Raw genomic sequence first — 17,648 nt, forward strand, 5'->3', positions numbered from 1 at the left:
ATCAGCGAATGATGCCTCGCTTGGAAACCTCAAGGAAATCGACAAGACGCTGAAGGTCGGGCTGGGTCTTGGCATCTTCCGCCAGCTTCACCTTGGCCTCTTCAAGCAACAGCCCGGATTTATAAAGCGTACGGTACGCTCGCTTGAGCGAAGTAATCGAGTCGGCCGTAAATCCCCGACGCTTCAACCCCTCGACATTGATACCATAAGGCTGAGCCGTGTTACCAGCCGCCATCAAATACGGCGGAACATCCTGAAGGATGACGGTACTCACCGCAGTCATGACGTGAGCACCAATACGGCAGAATTGATGCACCCCGGTGAAGCCACCAAGAATGGCCCAATCCTCAACAATTACATGGCCAGCCAATTGCGAGTTGTTGGCAAAGGTAGTCTTGTTACCCACTTGGCAATCGTGAGCAATGTGGACGTAAGCCATGATCCAGTTGTCGTCACCAATCCTGGTAACGCCAACATCCTGAATCGTACCGAGATTGAAGGTACAGAATTCACGGATGACGTTCCGATCTCCAATTTCAAGGCGTGTAGGCTCACCGGCGTATTTCTTGTCCTGCGGAACCTCGCCCAGCGAGCAAAACTGAAAAATTCGGTTGTCGCGACCAATTCGGGTATGCCCCCGAATAACGGTATGCGGACCAATGGCCGTGTTGTCGCCAATCTCGACATCCGGACCGATGATGGAATAAGGGCCGATCTCGACGTTCGCGCCAATTTTGGCGGCCGGATCGACAATCGCGGTCGAGTGAATCATTTCAGAGAGCCCGCTGCGCGCACATCAGGCGCGCTTCAGCTACCAATTGACCATCAACGCGAGCCTCAGCCTTGAACTTCCAGACGCCGCGCATTTGGCGTTCAATCTGGGCATGCAGGTGCAATTGATCACCCGGTAAAACAGGCTTCTTGAATCGTGCCTCATCAATCCCGGCGAAATAAAAAACAGTGTCAGCCGACGGCTTTTCGGCCATCGACTTGAACGAAAGAATACCCGCAGCCTGAGCCAGTGCTTCCATGATCAACACACCTGGCATGACAGGATGATGCGGAAAATGCCCTACAAAAAATGGCTCATTGATAGTCACATTTTTGTAGGCATGGATTGATTTGCCCAGATCAATTTCTACAACACGGTCAACCAGCAGGAACGGGTAACGGTGTGGCAGATGCTCCATGATTGCTTGAATATCCATTTAATCAGCCCTCTATGTCTTTTTCTTTAAGTTGTTTCTCAAGCTGGGAAACCCGTTCCACCAGTTTGGACAAACGACGGATATGCGACGCATTACGCATCCAATGCTCATAGCTATCCAACGGAAAAACGCTGGCGTAAACCCCCCCGGGTTCGACGATACTACGCATTACCGTTGATGCACCGGAAATCGTGGTGTTGGGCGCCAGACTCAAATGACCGCTGATCATACTGGCCCCGCCAAGAATGCAGTGCTCACCCAGCGTGGTACTGCCAGCCATGCCCGTACATCCGGCGATGACAGAATATGCACCGATGTTGCAATTGTGGCCAATCATGACCAAATTATCGATCTTGCAGCCATCGCCAATGACCGTATCATCCAATGCGCCCCGATCAATGGTGGTATTGGCACCAATTTCCACATCGTTACCAATGGAAACTATCCCAATCTGCGGAATCTTGACCCATTCCTTGCCGTCTGGCGCAAAACCAAATCCATCTGCACCGATCACAACACCCGAATGAATAATTGCACGCTGACCGATACGGCAACCATGATAGATCGTCACATTGGGGTAGAGGAGGCTACCTTCCCCGATTGAGACTCCATCGCCAATTACGCATCCAGCATGGATGGTAACGTTCTCGCCGATGATTACATCCCTACCGATACAAACATTCTGTCTAACCGATACGGAATCGGGCAAGATCGAATCGACAAGGGCTGAAGCGTGAATACCATTCGAAGTGACAACAGATGGATTCAAAAGTGTCGCAACTCGAGCGTAGTAGGCATAGGGGTTGGCAGTCACAATACGCGGCCCGCCAAACCCTTCAGCGGCATCCGGCGCAAGTATCACCGCCGCTGCACCCGTCGTATTCAGCTGGCTTCGATATTTGCGATTGGCCAGGAAAGCAATATCACCCTTACCTGCCGAAGCCAGCGTAGCCACTTGCGTAATAACTGTTTGGCCGTCTCCAAGCACATCGCCGCCCAATTGGGCGGCGATGTCGGCAAGAGTCCATCCAATCTCGCCTTGGCCAATCATTACTTGCCTTCCGACAATGCCTTGATCACACGCTCCGTAATATCCAGGCGTGGGCTAACCCAAACGACATCCTGAAGAATCAGGTCGTATTTTTCCGTTTCAGCGATCTGCTTAATTGCCTTATTGGCCTTTTCAATGACCGCAGCATTTTCTTCGTTTTGGCGAAGATTTAGATCTTCGCGGAATTCACGCTGACGGCGCTGGAATTCGCGGGAAATTTCACCAAATTCTTTTTCCTTCGTGCGACGCTCACTCTCTGCCATCGTCACAGAATTCTTTTCAAGATTCTCCTGCAATCCCTGCAACTGCTTGGCCATCCGCTGAAGATCCTGATCACGCTTGGCAAACTCACCTTCCAACTTCTTGGCAGCTTTCTGAGCAGCTGGTGCGTCGCGGAAGATACGCTGCGTATTCACATACCCAACCTTCAATTCCGAAGCCAGCGCACTGGTAACGAACAACGCGGAAAGCAAGGATGCGAGGACAATAGACTTGATTTTCAACTTGATACTCCTGAATTAAAACGCCGTGCCCAACTGGAACTGGAACATCTCCGACTTGTCGTTGGCTTGTTTGTTAAGCGGCCGACCAATGCTGAATTTTAGCGGACCTATTGGTGAAATCCATGCGGCTGAAATCCCCGTAGAATAACGAAGCCCACCGGCGCTTTGATCACCATTACTGCCATAAACCTGACCCGCATCTACGAACCAGCCCATCCTGAAACTCTTTTCCATGCCGGGAACACTCCACAGCAATTCGGCATTGCCAATTACGCGACGATTCCCACCGACCCGATAGTCGGCTCCGCTAGTCAAGTCGTGCGTAATTGGCCCAAGGCTGGAAGCTTTGTACCCCCGGACCGAACCAATACCGCCCGCATAGAAATTCTTGAAAAACGGTAGTGCTTCACCGCCGTATCCAGCTGCATAACCAACCTCACCGTTCAGCATCAACGTAAACTTCGAATTCAGCGGAATGAAGTGCTGCAGCTGATAGGTTGCACGGTAATAGGTCAGGTCGCCACCGGGAACAGCAACTTCTAAACCAGCTTTTTGAAAAGTACCCTTTGTTGGGAAAAAATAACTGTCTTTACTATCACTTGTCCAGTTCAACGTCACTGGAATTGACAATTTGGTCACAGACGGATTGTTGGGATAGCCAACATAGTCTTTGTAATACTGCGGACTGTTGTCAAACGCTGTAACTTTGGTGGAATCGATTCCCAACCCAAACCCGAGCGACTCTTTTTCACCAATCGGAAAACCGAAACGAAGACCGGCACCAGTGGATGCAGAGCTGTAAGTAGCAATTGCAGTGGAAGTAGTATTTACCGTTCGGTGATAGATATCAAAACCCTGACTTACACCATCTTCCGTAAAATAGGGATTGGTATAGGAAAAGACATACGTCCGGTAGGATCGAGCAGAGTTAACCTGAATCGCGACGTTATTTCCGCTACCCATAAAGTTGTTCTGAGCGATTGATCCGGAAAGTATGATTTTGTCAGTACTGGAAGTACCAACGCCCAGCATCAAATTCCCGGTCGGCTTCTCCGTAACGCTCACATTGACGTCCAGCTGATCTGACGTTCCTGAAACAGCAGGCGTCTCAACCGAAACATCGCTAAAGTAACCCAAACGGTCTACACGCTGCTTGGAGGCTGTCACTTTCTCGGCGTCATACCAGCCGCCTTCCATCTGGCGCATTTCCCGACGAATGACTTCGTCACGTGTTTTTGTATTCCCGGCAACGTTAATACGACGGACATAAACACGTTTGCCCGGATCGACAAAGATGGTAAACGCTACGTTGCGCTTGCTCTTGTCGATTTCCGGTGCAGCGTTTACGTTGGCAAATGCATAACCTTCCTTACCAAGACGGTCACTGATTGCCTTGGTTGTATCGTTGAGCTTTTCGCGTGAAAAAACGTCCCCCGCCTTGACGCCAACCAGCTTCCTCAGATCATCCTCGGGAATCGCGAACTCCCCGGCCAATTTGACTGAAGAGACTTGGAAACGCTCACCTTCAATGATATTGACGGTGATATAGACGTCTTGCTTGTTCGGAGAAATTGAAACCTGAGTCGACTCAACAGAAAACTCCAGATAGCCCTGATTCATATAAAAGGACTTCAGTTTTTCCAAATCGGCCGAAAGTTTTTGACGAGAATATTGATCGTTCTTGTTATACCAGGTCAAAAGTCCCGGGGTCGTTAGTTCAAACTGGCTTAGCAGTTCCTTTTCGGAAAACGAATTGGCGCCTACCAGATTGATCTGCTTGATCTTCGCCGCAGAACCTTCTTCAATATTAAAGTTGATGCCGACACGATTACGCTCCAGCGGCGTTATCGTGGTTGTGATATTGGCTGCGTACTTTCCACGGGTCAGATACTGTCGTTTAAGTTCCTGCTCGGCTTTTTCCAGCAACGCCCGGTCAAAAATACGCCCTTCGGCAATACCTGTTTCCTTGAGAGCCTTGAGAATGACGTCTTTTTCGAATTCTTTCAGCCCGACAAAGTTCAGTGTGGCAATGGCTGGCCGTTCCTGAACAACAATGACCATGACGTTATTCTCGACTTCGACACGGACATCCTTGAAGAAACCGGTGGCAAAGAGAGCCTTGATCGATTGAGCAGCCTTTTCTTCGGTCAGCGTTTCACCAACCTTGACGGGCAGATAGCCAAAGACCGTACCAGCCTCAGTGCGCTGAATGCCTTCGACCCGGATATCCTTAACCGAAAAAGGTTCGAACGCCAAGACTGGCGCAGAGAACAGGCTGACGATCAGAACGGACAGCAGTGATTTTTTCATTATTCAGCCGTTAAACAGGCGGGTCAAATCATTAAAAAAAGCGAAAGCCATCAAGGCAAATAGCATGGACATTCCAACTTGCAGCCCAATTTCCATGGCTCGCTCCGAGAGCGGCCTGCCCCTGATGACTTCTATCATATGATACAACAAATGCCCCCCGTCCAGCACCGGGATGGGAAGCAGATTCAAGACACCAAGACTAACGCTAAGCAGTGCCATGAACTTCAAGTAGTAGTCGAGCCCAAGACGCGCTGACTGTCCCGCATAATCAGCAATAGTCACAGGTCCCGATAAATTCCGCCAAGAGACCTCACCGATCAGCATTTTGCCCATCATCACCAAACTGAATACCGACTGATCCCATGTTTCATTTAGTGCCTTCCCTGCTGCGGCCACAAATCCGTACCTAACAAACGTCTTGATATGCCGACGTGGGGTGGAAGGTTCTGCGACTGCCACCCCAATTTTTCCGACCATTTTCCCATGCTCGGACACCGCCTCTGGTAACACATCAACCGTAACAATTCCGCCTTGACGCTCCAGCTTCAGGCGCAAGGAACTTCCCTTAAAATCACGAATAGCTTCGACGAACGCATACCAAGATGAAATACCTTGTTCGTCAATCGCCAATACCCTGTCATTCGCCTGTAAACCAGCTCGTTCCGCCGGACCATTGGCCACCACTTTACCAATAATCGGGGGGAGATCGGGACGATAAAAACGAATGCCGAGGCGCTCAAGAGGATCACCTTCCCAGCCACTCTCGCCTACCGCTGCCAAATAAAGATGGTGAGTGGCAATGTCACCATGCTCGTTGATCACCTCAAGCGCTACGCTTTCCTGACCAACTGTATTTTTCAGGAGCAGCCATCTCAGGTCACTCCAGGTAGTCACCAAATGACCATCAACCGCCCTCACCTCGTCGCCATTGGCCACTGAAGCCATGGCGGCCGGGGAAGCGACAGGCGGCGTCCCCAGTATCGGTAGCAATTCATCGCTACCGTGCATAAAAATCGCCCAATACAGCAGAATAGCCAATGCAAAATTGGCCAACGGACCGGCGGCAACAATTGCACTTCGTTTTCCAACGCTCTGGCGATTGAAGGCGCGATGACGCTCTGCTTCAACCACCTCACCTTCGCGCTCATCAAGCATTTTTACGTAACCACCCAACGGAAAAATACTGATTGCCCATTCAGTCTGATCTACGCCAAGGCGTCGCTTCCATAACATGCGCCCGAAACCAACGGAAAAACGCAATACCTTGACGCCGCATAGCCTGGCCACCAGATAGTGCCCAAACTCATGGAAAATAATAAGGACGCCCAGAACGACTACAAAGGCAGCGAGATAGAACAAGAAACTATTCACGCGAAGCTACGGTCATGTACCATCTGGCGAGCAACCCGGCGGGCCTCGGCATCGGCAGCAAGCACATCAACCAGACTACCCTCCGGACCGGCCGGCAATGATTGCAGGACCGCCTCATCAAGCTGGGCAATACCCAAAAACGGCAAATTGCCATCAAGGAATGCTGCAACCGCAACTTCGTTGGCTGCGTTCAGGATAGCTGGTGCCGTGCCACCTTCCCGCAAAACATCATAGGCCAGTTGCAGACATCGGAAGCGTTCAAAATCGGGCGCTACGAAATCGAGACGAGCGATCTTGAACAGATCGAGTGGCTCGACCCCTGCCGCGATACGTTCAGGCCAAGCCATTGCGTAAGCGATCGGTGTCCTCATGTCAGGATTCCCCATCTGGGCCAGAACCGAACCATCGATATATTGAACTGCCGAGTGGATAACGCTTTGCGGATGCACGACGACCTGGATCATCTCAGGCGGCGCATTGAATAGCCAATGCGCCTCGATAACCTCCAGTCCCTTGTTCATCATGGTAGCGGAATCGACCGAAATCTTTCGCCCCATCACCCAGTTGGGATGAGCACAAGCCTGATCCGGCGTAACGCCAGCCAAATCCTCCAGCGGCGTATTCCGGAACGGACCGCCAGAGGCTGTCAGTAATATTTTCCGTACACCGCACTGATCCAACCCGCGTGTGAAATCGATAGGCAATGACTGGAAAATCGCATTATGTTCGCTGTCGACCGGCAAGAGCACTGCGCCATTTTCGCGTACCGCATGCATGAATAGCTCGCCAGCCATGACGAGCACTTCCTTATTGGCCAACATGATCTTCTTGCCTGCCTTTGCTGCGGCGAGGGTAGGCTCCAGACCGGCCGCACCGACGATGGCTGCCATTACGGCATCGACCTCGGGTGCTGACGAAAGGTCGACCAGCGCTTTAACGCCATGGCGAACTTCTGTTTTCAGACCTGCGGCGACGAGACGTTCGGCCAATTGGGCTGCAAGCTTTGCATCACTCAACACGGCAAAATACGGCTTGAATTCAAGGCATTGCTCGAATAATTTGTCGATTTGGCTATGGGCGCAAAGAGCGAAGGCTCGATAGCGGTCCGGATGACGACGAATTACGTCAAGCGTGCTGACACCGATCGAGCCGGTCGCCCCCAAAACGGTAATATTTTGCACCGTACTGCTCACCGGTACGAAAACAACAGCCACGCCAGCGCCACAACCGGCAATGTTGACGTCAGACTATCGATGCGATCAAGCACCCCACCATGACCGGGCAGGATGTTGCTGCTATCTTTTATTCCCGCCTTACGTTTGAGTAGCGACTCATATAAATCGCCAACAATACTTACTGCGGTGACGCCGGCAAGAACCAATATCCATAGCGGCAAAGGCATCAAATCCAAGGCAAGAACCTGGCGCATGAGCAGACCGTAAACGACAACGCCAATCCCGGCACCTATCGCACCTTCCCAAGTTTTGCCGGGGCTGATGGTGGGTGCCAGTTTGTGCTTTCCAAAAGCTTTTCCAGAAAAGTAGGCAGCAATATCAGCCATCCACACCACGGCAAAAATACTCAGCAGTACACCGGCACCGAGTGAACGCAATTGAACCATGGCGAGCCAAGTCGGAAACAGAACAACAGCACCAACCAAAATCCCGGCAACACCACTGAGTGACCATTTGTTTTTTAGCCATAGCGGCATGACGAGGCACCAAAATACAGCCGCGATGCCATATGAAATCAAAACCCATGAACGAGCTGGCATATAGGCTACAGCTTCGCCTGCGCCAAGAGCATTTGGATCGATCAATGAAATTGCCGCACAAATCAGCGCAGTCATGATGCCGATCACGACACGCCACAAACTTGACTTGCCGAGCAAGGCGCCCCATTCCCAGGCAGCGATGCCGACAAACCCGGCAACCAGCAATGCCCAGGCGGCCTGTGACAAATAGAACAGGCTGGGTAACAACAGTGCCATCAGAACCAGTGCCGTGATGACGCGCGTTTTAAGCATTGGGGCTTTCTGTCAGTTGTTCGCTGGTACGGCCAAAGCGACGCTCACGCTGCTGAAATGAACTAATGGCCTTACCAAACTCCGCCGTATCAAAATCCGGCCACAGGGTAGGCGTGAAGTAAAGTTCGGTGTAAGCTAGTTGCCAGAGCAAAAAATTGCTGATTCGCTGTTCGCCACCTGTACGAATAAACAAGTCGGGCTCCGGCGCAAAGCTCATCGAAAGATGCGGTTCGAGATCAGACTCTTCCCAGGCACCCAGCTTTTCGGGTTGCGCCAGGATCATTCGGTTGGTTGCCTGCATGATGTCCCAGCGCCCGCCATAGTTGGCAGCAACACTCAAATCAAGGCGAGTATTCGTGGCGGTCTTTGTCTCTGCCTGCCGAATCAACTCCTGAAGACGCGGCTCAAAGCGCGAAAGATCCCCGATCACGCGCAAGCGAACACCATTGCGGTCAAGTTTCTCAACCTCCTGCTCCAGCGCCTTAACGAAGAGCTGCATCAGCAGGGAAACCTCTTCCTGCGGTCGACGCCAATTTTCGGACGAAAATGCAAAAAGTGTCAGGTACTGAATGCCGCGCTCAAGGCAGGTGCGGACCATTTCCCGGACCAGTTCAACGCCTTTGACATGACCAGCAACTCGCGGCAGAAAACGCTTTTTTGCCCAGCGACCATTGCCATCCATGATGACAGCGACGTGCCTAGGCACAACTACCGCTGGCGGGAGCTGTTGCGTGGAACTGGAAAAGAAGGCCATGCCGCCGGAAGTCCGAACGGAACCGGCTTAAACCTGCATCAGCTCGGCCTCTTTGGCAGCGAGCATCTTGTCGACTTCAACAATGTAGCGGTCAGTCAGTTTCTGGACATCATCCTGGGCCTTTCGCTCGTCATCTTCAGGAATTTCGCCTTTTTTCAGCGCATCCTTCAGGTGAGTATTGGCATCGCGGCGCAGATTGCGAATCGCCACCTTAACGCCCTCGCCTTCAGTCTTGACGATCTTGATCATTTCCTTGCGACGCTCTTCGGTCAAAGCGGGCATCGGCACACGAATCAAATCACCTTGCGAAGCCGGGTTGAGACCGAGATCACAGTCACGAATCGCCTTTTCGACCTTTTGCAGCATGGGCTTTTCCCACGGCTGCACGCCAATGGTACGAGCATCAACCAAGGTGATATTGGCCACCTGATTGACCGGCACCATTGATCCGTAATAATCAACCTGCACATGATCCAGCAAACCAATGTGGGCACGGCCGGTACGCACTTTCTGGAGATCGGTTTTCAGTGCCTCCAGCGATTTTTGCATTTTGCTTTCGGCGGTTTTTTTGAGTTCAGAAATCATCTGTTGTTCTCCCTCAGCAATAAACCAGCGTACCTTCATTTTCACCACATACTACGCGCTTGAGCGCGCCAGCCTTGAAAATCGAAAACACGTTGATCGGCAATTTTTGATCGCGGCAGAGCGCGAAAGCGGTCGCATCCATGACCGCCAGATTCTTGGAGATCGCCTCATTGAAGCTGATCTTGTCAAAACGGGTCGCCTGCGGATCTTTTTTCGGATCAGCGGAGTAAATCCCGTCCACTTTAGTGGCCTTCAGCACGATTTCCGCGCCGATTTCTGAACCGCGCAAGGCTGCAGCAGTATCGGTGGTAAAAAATGGATTGCCGGTACCCGCACCAAAAATAACAATCTTGCCTTCTTCCAAATAGCGGATGGCTTTGCCACGAATGTAAGGCTCAATCACCTGCTCGATATTCAACGCCGACTGCACACGGGCATTCAATCCTGTTTGGCGCATGGCGTCGGAAAGGGCCATGGCATTCATGACCGTGGCGAGCATGCCCATGTAATCCGCAGTGGCTCTATCCATCCCGGTAGCCGTACCGGCCATGCCACGAAAGATATTGCCACCGCCGATAACGACGCCGATTTCCACACCCATATCGGCGACCGCCTTGATCTCTCCGCAAATACCCGCGATCGTCTGGGGGTTGATGCCATAGGCGTCGTTACCCATCAGGGCTTCGCCGGAGAGTTTAAGGAGAATGCGCTTGTACTTCGGGGCAGTCACGGCGTTCCTTTCAATTACTTCTTGGCTGCTGCAGCAGCAGCCTGGGCAGCAACTTCAGCAGCGAAGTCATCAACCTTCTTCTCGATACCTTCACCAACCATATACAGCGTGAAGCCGGCTACAGAAGCGCCCTTTTCCTTCAACAACTGTTCAATGGTTTGCTTACCATCGGCAGCTTTAACGAAGACCTGACCAAGCAAGGTAACGTCCTTCAGATATTTCTGAACGGTGCCTTCGGCGATCTTTTCCAGCATGGCTTCCGGCTTGCCGGCTTCGCGAGCCTTTTCGATGGCAACGCGACGCTCGGTATCGAGCAGTTCAGCGGAAACGCCGGATGAGTCCAAAGACTTCGGCTTGGAAGCCGCGATGTGCATCGCCAGATCCCTGCCCAGCTGCTCGTCACCACCCACCAGATCAACCAGCACGCCAACCTTGGCACCACCATGGATGTAGGAAACTAGCTGGCCCTTGGCTTCGCAACGCACGAAGCGACGGATGGTCATGTTTTCGCCGATCTTGCCGACCAGTGCGGAACGGGTAGACTCAACAGTACCTTCGCCCATCGGCAGCGCGGACAGCGCAGCGACGTCAGCCGGGCTATTGGCGGCGACTAGTGAGGCACAACCATTGGTCAGTGCAATGAATTCGTCATTCTTGGCAACGAAGTCGGTTTCGCTATTGACTTCAATGATGGAACCCAGCTTGCCATCAGCGGAGATGCTGACGGCGACGATGCCTTCCGCTGCGATACGGGCAGCAGCCTTGCTGGCCTTGTTGCCCAGCTTGACGCGGAGGATTTCCTCAGCCTTGACCATGTCGCCATCGGCTTCGGTCAATGCTTTCTTGCATTCCATCATGGGTGCGTCGGTCTTGCCGCGCAGTTCTGCCACCATGCCTGCGGTAATTGCCGCCATATTATTTCTCCAGAGCTTTTAAAACAGGCGGGGCTTGAAACCCCGCCGTTACAACCTTATTCAGCAGCGTCCACAACTTCGACGAACTCGTCATCACCGCCAGCGGCAACGATTTCCTGCATGACCTGGTTACGACCTTCGAGGATGGCGTCAGCCACGCCGCGAGCGTAGAGCTGAATAGCACGGGAAGAGTCGTCGTTACCCGGAATGACGTAAGCAACACCGTCCGGAGAGTGGTTGGTATCGACCACGCCGATAACCGGGATGCCGAGCTTTTCAGCTTCAGTAATGGCAATCTTGTGATAGCCGACGTCGATGACAAAGATGGCATCCGGCAAGCCGGCCATTTCCTTGATGCCGCCGATGGATTTCTGCAGCTTTTCCAGTTCGCGACGGAAGGTCAGTGCTTCCTTCTTCGGCATTTTTTCCAGTTCGCCGGCTTCAACGGCCACTTCCATGTCCTTCAGACGCTTGATGGAGGTCTTGACGGTCTTGAAGTTGGTCAGCATGCCACCCAGCCAACGCTGGTCGACGAATGGCGAGTTGGCGCGCTGCGCCTCTTCACCGATGATTTCACGAGCCTGACGCTTGGTACCAACGAACAGAATGGAACCACGATTGGCCGACAGCTTTTTCACGAAAGCCATGGCTTCGTTGTACTTGGCCAGCGTCTTTTCGAGATTGACGATGTGAATCTTGTTGCGGGCACCGAAGATGTACGGTGCCATCTTGGGGGACCAGAAACGGGTCTGGTGACCGAAGTGAACACCAGCCTCCAGCATTTCGCGCATAGTAACGGACATTGTAAAACTCCTTAAGGGTTGAACCTCCATCCGCCTGAAACGCCCGCCATCGTTGAACTCTGGCAGACACCCTTAATCGGCGGATGTGTGGATTTTGGCTATCTACACGATGCAGACAACCGTTTTTTCAGTCATGACGACCGAGAAAAACCTGCGGATTATAGCAGCACAACAGGCGTTCAGGAAGATCAATAGCCGTTCTGTTTGAGTGCCAATAATTGAAGCATGCGCGCCAGATATGGCGCCCAGTCCGGCATCTGCAATCCGAAATCACGCTCCAGGCGACTGCAATCGAGACGTGAGTTGGCCGGTCGACGGGCCGGCGTCGGGTATTCCTGCGTGTTAATCGGACAAATTTCTTCCGGCTTAAGCCGCAAATCAAAACCCTGCACCGTTCCCGCAAGCAATACAATGGTTCGCGCGAATTCGCGCCAACTGACCGGCCGAGCGGCCGCCAGGTGGTATAGATAATTTCGATTTTTGCCGCTTTTTTCCAGTTGACCGCAGCGCACCATCGCCAGCGCGATGCCAGTCACCGTAGCGATCAATGCCGCCGGTGTAGGTGAGCCGATCTGGTCATCGACGACATTTAACGCATCGTTTTCCTTCGCCAGACGCAGAATGGTCTTGACGAAATTCTCGCCCCGCGCCCCGAAAACCCAACTGGTTCTAAAAATCAGGGAGTGTCCATCAACCGCTCGAATTGCCTCTTCACCAGCCAGCTTCGATTGCCCATAAATGCTCTGCGGCGCGGTCGGATCGGTTTCCAAGTATGGCGATGTTTTGGCGCCATCATAAACATAGTCAGTCGAATAATGAACCAGCAAAGCCCCTTGTCGCGCGGCCTCCTCGGCGAGAGTGCCGGGAGCTTGAGTGTTGATGCGATGGGCCAATTCGGGCTCCGATTCCGCCTTGTCGACAGCGGTGTAGGCGGTCGCATTAACAATCACCGAGGGTCTGATTTCACGCACTACTGAACGAATCTGCTCCAGATCGGACAAATCACACTCGGCGCGACCGCAGGCGATTACCGGACCATGGGGCGCCAGGGAACGCTGTAATTGCCAGCCAACCTGTCCATCCTTGCCAAGCAGGAGAATAGTCATCGCGACCCCATCTGTTCCAAATTGGCAAGTATGCCACTCTGGCCGGCCCAGCTTTGCGAATCCCGCCCCATCATTTATCCTTCCCGTTTCCCTACGTACCATAGAGCAGCCATGAGCATCAGTATCAAGACCCCGGAAGAAATCGAAAAAATGAGAATTGCCGGGCGCCTGGCCGGTGAAGTCCTTGACTACATAGAGCCCTTCGTCAAGGCCGGCGTCACCACCGATGAACTGGACAAGCTCTGTCACGACTACATGGTGAATGTGCAGGGATGCATACCGGCACCACTCAACTACGCTCCGTCCGGCTACAACCCTTATCCGAAATCGATCTGTACCTCGGTCAATCAACAAGTCTGCCACGGGGTTCCCGGTGAGCGCATCCTGAAGACCGGGGACATCGTCAACCTCGACATCACAACGATCAAGAATGGTTACCACGGCGACACCAGCCGGATGTTCATCGTCGGCGAAGGTTCGATCCAGGCAAAGCGCCTGTGCGAAATCACTTTCGAATGCATGTGGCTGGGCATTTCAGTGGTCAAGCCTGGCGCGCATCTCGGCGACATCGGCGCCATCATCCAGAAATATGCCGAAAAGAACGGCTGCTCGGTTGTTCGTGAATTTTGCGGCCACGGCATCGGCGCGAAATTTCATGAAGATCCGCAGGTGCTGCATTATGGCAAGAGCGGTACGGGGCCACGTCTGGAACCGGGCATGATCTTCACCATCGAACCGATGATCAATGCCGGCAAGGCTGCAATTCGCGAAATGGCCGATGGCTGGACCATTGTCACCAAGGATCGCAGTCTCTCGGCGCAGTGGGAGCACACCATTCTGGTCACCGAAACCGGCTACGAAATCATGACACTTTCCGCCGGTGCACGTGCCAAGCCGGACTGGATCAATTGATGACCTGTGATATCGCCGCCCTGCGGGCCGAAGTCAAAGCCAATCAACTTCAGCTGAAGCTGAATTACGAACAAACCCAGGATGCTCGCGCCGTACTCGTCGAGCGTTGCCGGCAAGTCGATGCAACCCTCAAAAAGCTGTGGGTTTCATTTGATTTTCCAGCCTCCATTACCTTGGCCGCAGTAGGCGGATACGGGCGCGGCGAGCTCTACCCGGGTTCCGACATCGACCTGCTGATCCTGCTATCACAGGACGCCAACAGCGTTGTCCAGGAAAAACTGGAACGACTGATCGGGTCATTCTGGGACATCGGTCTTGAAATCGGACACAGCGTGCGCACCATCCAGGATTGTCTGGACGAGGCAGCCGGCGATATCACCGTTCAAACCTCACTCCTTGAAGCTCGGCTGCTCACCGGTAACAGCAAGCTATTTACCACCTTTCAAAAACGCTTGCGGGGCAATCTCGACCCACTGGTTTTTTTCGAGGCAAAGCGGCTAGAACAACAAGACAGGCACCTGCGTTTCAACGAAACCCCATTCAGCCTTGAACCCAACTGCAAGGATTCCCCGGGCGGCCTGCGCGATTTGCAGATCATTTTCTGGATCGCCAAAGCCGCCGGCTACGGTTCGACTTGGGCCGAACTACAACAGAACGGCATCATCACGCACGAAGGAATGATGCAGGCGGAAGGCTGCGAAGCATACCTTCGCCACTTGCGCATACGGCTGCATTTCATGCTCGGGCGGCGCGAAGATCGCCTGCTTTTCGACTATCAGGGCAATCTGGCCACCAAGTACGGATTCACCTCAAACGAAGCAAAGCGAGCCTCCGAACAATTAATGCAGGTGTACTATCGCAACGCGAAAACAGTCAGCATGCTCAATACGATCGTGCTGCAAAATATGGGCGCCGCACTCACCCCTGAAAACGAACAAACACCGCAACCCTTTGATGAAAACTTCCAAGTAGTCGGCAACCTGCTGGACGTCCGTGCAGACGATTTGTTTGAGCGCGAACCGACGTTGATTCTGGACAGCTTCCTGATCATGCAGGAGAGCCACGAGCTCTCCGGCATGACGACGCGTACACTGCGTGCACTATGGCGTGCCGGTGACCGCATCAACCCGACATTCCGTGCCAATCCGGTCAATCGAAGCAACTTCCTGAAACTGATGCAAAGCGACCGTGGCATCGTTCATGAATTTCGACGCATGAACCAGCTCGACATCCTCGGCGCCTACCTGCCGAATTTCGGGCGCATCGTCGGTCAGATGCAACATGATCTTTTTCACGTTTACACCGTTGACCAACATATTCTGCAAGTCCTGCGCAACATTCGCCGATTCACGATGAGCGAATTTGCGCACGAATACCCCTTGTGCGCACGCATCATCAGCGAACTTGATCGTCCATGGATACTTTATATCGCGGCACTCTTCCACGATATCGCCAAAGGGCGCGGTGGTGACCACTCCGAACTGGGCACGGTGGACGCCGAGGAGTTTTGCAGAAATCATGAATTAACCGAGGAAGACACCGAACTGATCGTCTGGCTGGTCAGGAATCACCTCGTCATGTCGCAGGTTGCCCAAAAAGAAGATCTCTCCGACCCCGCGGTCATTGCCAGATTCATTGCATTGGTTGGTGACGTACGACATCTGCAGGCCCTCTATCTGCTGACTCATGCCGACATTCGCGGGACCAGCCCAAAAGTCTGGAATCACTGGAAAGGCAAGCTGCTGGCAGATCTGTACTACATGGCCATGCACCATCTGACACGCGACGAAGCGCCGGCCGCCCATGGCGTCATCGCCGAGCGCCAAGCAGAGGCCATGCGACTGCTGCGCTTCTTCGCCCTGTCCGACACCGTGCACGAACGCCTTTGGAAACAGCTGGATACCGTCTATTTCCTGCGCCATTCGGCTGAGGAAATTGCCTGGCACACTCGCTCGCTGCATTACCGAATCTACAACAACCAACCCGTCGTCCGTGCTCGCCTGGCGCAAGCTGGGCAAGGCCTGCAAGTCATGGTTTACACCCAGGACCAACCCGATCTTTTCGCCCGCATCGTTGGTTTCTTCGCACGCGCCGGCTACAGCATCGTCGATGCCAAGATTCACACGACGGCCCACGGCTATGCGCTGGACAGTTTTGTCGTGCTGGATGTTGAGGATCGGGATAACAACCGCGAAATGGTTCCCTACATTGAACACGAACTGGAACAACGCCTGCTCCACCAGATGCCGCCGGATATTCCTTCAACGGGTAGGCTGTCACGTCAGGTCAAGCATTTCCCGATGAAACCGGAAGTCAGCATCAGGGGCGATGAAAAAGGAACGCATTTCATTCTTTCGCTCATCGCTGCCGACCGCCCGGGCCTGCTCTACCGCGTCGCAAATACGCTGGCCGAGCACGGCGCCCATCTTCACACGGCAAAAATCACGACGCTCGGCGAGCGTGCTGAAGACGTTTTTCTGATCAGCGGTGGCGACCTGCGAGACAGCCAACACCGCATACGTCTGGAAACGGAATTGATGGACCGTCTGAAAGTATCAGCCAATTGACGAACGCCCGGCCATTTACCCGGTCGGGCAAGTCAATCAAACCGATATACCCAACGGCAGGCAGTTGTCAGGACTGCCAACCAGTCTTTCGATGATGGCCTTGACCTGCCCCATGGCCTCATGCAGTACGTGTTCCAGGCTTTCGAAATGGATGCCGTTGACGCTGCTGCCCCGGCCAGCGGCATGGTTGGCTACCACATTGATGGCGGCATAACGCAAACCCAGCTCCCGCGCCAAAATCGCCTCAGGCATGCCGGTCATGCCGACCACGTCGGCACCATCGCGCTCAAAGCGATTGATTTCTGCAGCTGTTTCCAGGCGCGGCCCCTGAGTCGCGGCATAAACTGCATCGAGTTTGATATCGATGCTCAGTTGTTTGCCAGCAGCAAGAATGCGCTGACGCAAATCACCATCATACGGCTCGGTAAAATCGACGTGGGTGACCGGCGTTCCATTGCCGTCGAACATCGTCGACTTGCGGCCCCACGTGTAATCGATGATCTGGTGTGGCAAAACGATATCGCCGGGGCCCAGGTCAGGACGAATGCTGCCGACCGATGCCACAGAAATGACGCCACTCACCTTGTGATGCGCCAGCGCCCACATATTGGCGCGGTAGTTGACCATGTGTGGCGGAATGGTATGCCCATAGCCATGGCGCGGCAAAAATACCGCTGGTTGGCCGCAGATCTGGCCAAAAACCAGCGCGCCAGAGGCCTCACCATAAGGCGTTCGCACCACCTCGCGATGCGAAACATCCAGATTGGACAAAGTCGTCAAACCACTACCGCCAATGATTGCCAGCATA

Annotated in this window: 17 protein-coding genes; 2 read left to right on the forward strand and 15 right to left on the reverse strand. The window is 53.3% G+C overall.

Annotation, left to right across the window (positions count from 1 at the left end):
- Window position 1: 1 nt before the first annotated feature.
- From lpxA to rfbD, 14 genes are all read right to left on the reverse strand, one after another.
- Window positions 2–772, reverse strand: a complete 771-nt coding sequence (gene lpxA / locus IPJ12_01570; protein ID MBK7645888.1) for an acyl-ACP--UDP-N-acetylglucosamine O-acyltransferase — start codon at window positions 770–772, stop codon at window positions 2–4.
- Between the two features lies 1 nt (window position 773).
- Window positions 774–1,208, reverse strand: a complete 435-nt coding sequence (gene fabZ / locus IPJ12_01575; protein ID MBK7645889.1) for a 3-hydroxyacyl-ACP dehydratase FabZ — start codon at window positions 1,206–1,208, stop codon at window positions 774–776.
- Window positions 1,209–1,212: 4 nt separating this feature from the next.
- Window positions 1,213–2,259 carry a UDP-3-O-(3-hydroxymyristoyl)glucosamine N-acyltransferase gene (gene lpxD / locus IPJ12_01580; protein ID MBK7645890.1) on the reverse strand — a complete coding sequence of 349 codons (1,047 nt, stop codon included), beginning with the start codon at window positions 2,257–2,259 and terminating at the stop codon, window positions 1,213–1,215.
- Window positions 2,259–2,762, reverse strand: a complete 504-nt coding sequence (locus tag IPJ12_01585; GenBank protein ID MBK7645891.1) for an OmpH family outer membrane protein — start codon at window positions 2,760–2,762, stop codon at window positions 2,259–2,261. Before IPJ12_01585 ends, lpxD begins: the two co-directional genes overlap by 1 nt.
- Before the next feature lie 15 nt (window positions 2,763–2,777).
- Entirely contained in the window at window positions 2,778–5,072 is a 2,295-nt protein-coding gene (bamA, locus tag IPJ12_01590) for an outer membrane protein assembly factor BamA (protein MBK7645892.1), read from the reverse strand.
- Window positions 5,073–5,075: 3 nt separating this feature from the next.
- Window positions 5,076–6,443, reverse strand: a complete 1,368-nt coding sequence (gene rseP, locus IPJ12_01595) for an RIP metalloprotease RseP (GenBank protein ID MBK7645893.1) — start codon at window positions 6,441–6,443, stop codon at window positions 5,076–5,078.
- Complete coding sequence (locus IPJ12_01600) at window positions 6,440–7,636, reverse strand: 1-deoxy-D-xylulose-5-phosphate reductoisomerase (protein MBK7645894.1); 1,197 nt, start codon at window positions 7,634–7,636, stop codon at window positions 6,440–6,442. The genes rseP and IPJ12_01600 overlap by 4 nt, the downstream gene beginning before the upstream one ends.
- Window positions 7,633–8,469, reverse strand: a complete 837-nt coding sequence (locus IPJ12_01605; GenBank protein ID MBK7645895.1) for a phosphatidate cytidylyltransferase — start codon at window positions 8,467–8,469, stop codon at window positions 7,633–7,635. Before IPJ12_01605 ends, IPJ12_01600 begins: the two co-directional genes overlap by 4 nt.
- A complete protein-coding gene (gene uppS, locus IPJ12_01610) occupies window positions 8,462–9,223 on the reverse strand; it encodes a di-trans,poly-cis-decaprenylcistransferase (GenBank protein MBK7645896.1) in 762 nt (253 codons plus the stop codon). Before uppS ends, IPJ12_01605 begins: the two co-directional genes overlap by 8 nt.
- Window positions 9,224–9,250: 27 nt before the next feature.
- Window positions 9,251–9,808, reverse strand: a complete 558-nt coding sequence (frr, locus tag IPJ12_01615) for a ribosome recycling factor (GenBank protein ID MBK7645897.1) — start codon at window positions 9,806–9,808, stop codon at window positions 9,251–9,253.
- Between the two features lie 13 nt (window positions 9,809–9,821).
- Window positions 9,822–10,538 carry a UMP kinase gene (locus IPJ12_01620; GenBank protein MBK7645898.1) on the reverse strand — a complete coding sequence of 239 codons (717 nt, stop codon included), beginning with the start codon at window positions 10,536–10,538 and terminating at the stop codon, window positions 9,822–9,824.
- Window positions 10,539–10,552: 14 nt separating this feature from the next.
- Window positions 10,553–11,452, reverse strand: coding sequence for an elongation factor Ts (locus tag IPJ12_01625; protein MBK7645899.1), 900 nt, complete (start codon window positions 11,450–11,452; stop codon window positions 10,553–10,555).
- A gap of 56 nt (window positions 11,453–11,508) precedes the next feature.
- Window positions 11,509–12,255, reverse strand: a complete 747-nt coding sequence (rpsB, locus tag IPJ12_01630) for a 30S ribosomal protein S2 (GenBank protein MBK7645900.1) — start codon at window positions 12,253–12,255, stop codon at window positions 11,509–11,511.
- A gap of 188 nt (window positions 12,256–12,443) precedes the next feature.
- Complete coding sequence (gene rfbD, locus IPJ12_01635) at window positions 12,444–13,361, reverse strand: dTDP-4-dehydrorhamnose reductase (protein MBK7645901.1); 918 nt, start codon at window positions 13,359–13,361, stop codon at window positions 12,444–12,446.
- Window positions 13,362–13,472: 111 nt separating this feature from the next.
- Here rfbD and map point away from each other — a divergent pair, with 111 nt between their 5' ends.
- The gene (gene map / locus IPJ12_01640; protein ID MBK7645902.1) at window positions 13,473–14,273 is read left to right on the forward strand and encodes a type I methionyl aminopeptidase; all 801 of its coding nucleotides are present in this window, start codon (window positions 13,473–13,475) and stop codon (window positions 14,271–14,273) included.
- Window positions 14,273–16,840 carry a [protein-PII] uridylyltransferase gene (locus IPJ12_01645; GenBank protein MBK7645903.1) on the forward strand — a complete coding sequence of 856 codons (2,568 nt, stop codon included), beginning with the start codon at window positions 14,273–14,275 and terminating at the stop codon, window positions 16,838–16,840. Before map ends, IPJ12_01645 begins: the two co-directional genes overlap by 1 nt.
- 36 nt (window positions 16,841–16,876) lie before the next feature.
- On the opposite strand, the gene IPJ12_01650 is transcribed toward IPJ12_01645, so the two are convergent.
- Window positions 16,877–17,647: an S-methyl-5'-thioinosine phosphorylase gene (locus IPJ12_01650; GenBank protein ID MBK7645904.1), complete on the reverse strand. Its 771-nt coding sequence runs from the start codon at window positions 17,645–17,647 to the stop codon at window positions 16,877–16,879.
- Window position 17,648 lies beyond the last annotated feature (1 nt).

It is taken from the genome of Betaproteobacteria bacterium, from assembly GCA_016709965.1.
GTDB classification, from domain to species: Bacteria; Pseudomonadota; Gammaproteobacteria; order Burkholderiales; family Rhodocyclaceae; genus Azonexus; species Azonexus amarohabitans.

Coding starts and splice junctions, on each gene's coding strand:
- lpxA (MBK7645888.1), bottom strand. CDS start 772: ATGATTCACTCGACCGCGATTGTCGATCCGGCCGCCAAAATTGGCGCG.
- fabZ (MBK7645889.1), bottom strand. CDS start 1,208: ATGGATATTCAAGCAATCATGGAGCATCTGCCACACCGTTACCCGTTC.
- lpxD (MBK7645890.1), bottom strand. CDS start 2,259: ATGATTGGCCAAGGCGAGATTGGATGGACTCTTGCCGACATCGCCGCC.
- bamA (MBK7645892.1), bottom strand. CDS start 5,072: ATGAAAAAATCACTGCTGTCCGTTCTGATCGTCAGCCTGTTCTCTGCG.
- IPJ12_01605 (MBK7645895.1), bottom strand. CDS start 8,469: ATGCTTAAAACGCGCGTCATCACGGCACTGGTTCTGATGGCACTGTTG.
- uppS (MBK7645896.1), bottom strand. CDS start 9,223: ATGGCCTTCTTTTCCAGTTCCACGCAACAGCTCCCGCCAGCGGTAGTT.
- frr (MBK7645897.1), bottom strand. CDS start 9,808: ATGATTTCTGAACTCAAAAAAACCGCCGAAAGCAAAATGCAAAAATCG.
- IPJ12_01625 (MBK7645899.1), bottom strand. CDS start 11,452: ATGGCGGCAATTACCGCAGGCATGGTGGCAGAACTGCGCGGCAAGACC.
- rpsB (MBK7645900.1), bottom strand. CDS start 12,255: ATGTCCGTTACTATGCGCGAAATGCTGGAGGCTGGTGTTCACTTCGGT.
- rfbD (MBK7645901.1), bottom strand. CDS start 13,361: ATGACTATTCTCCTGCTTGGCAAGGATGGACAGGTTGGCTGGCAATTA.
- map (MBK7645902.1), top strand. CDS start 13,473: ATGAGCATCAGTATCAAGACCCCGGAAGAAATCGAAAAAATGAGAATT.
- IPJ12_01645 (MBK7645903.1), top strand. CDS start 14,273: ATGACCTGTGATATCGCCGCCCTGCGGGCCGAAGTCAAAGCCAATCAA.
- IPJ12_01650 (MBK7645904.1), bottom strand. CDS start 17,647: ATGCTGGCAATCATTGGCGGTAGTGGTTTGACGACTTTGTCCAATCTG.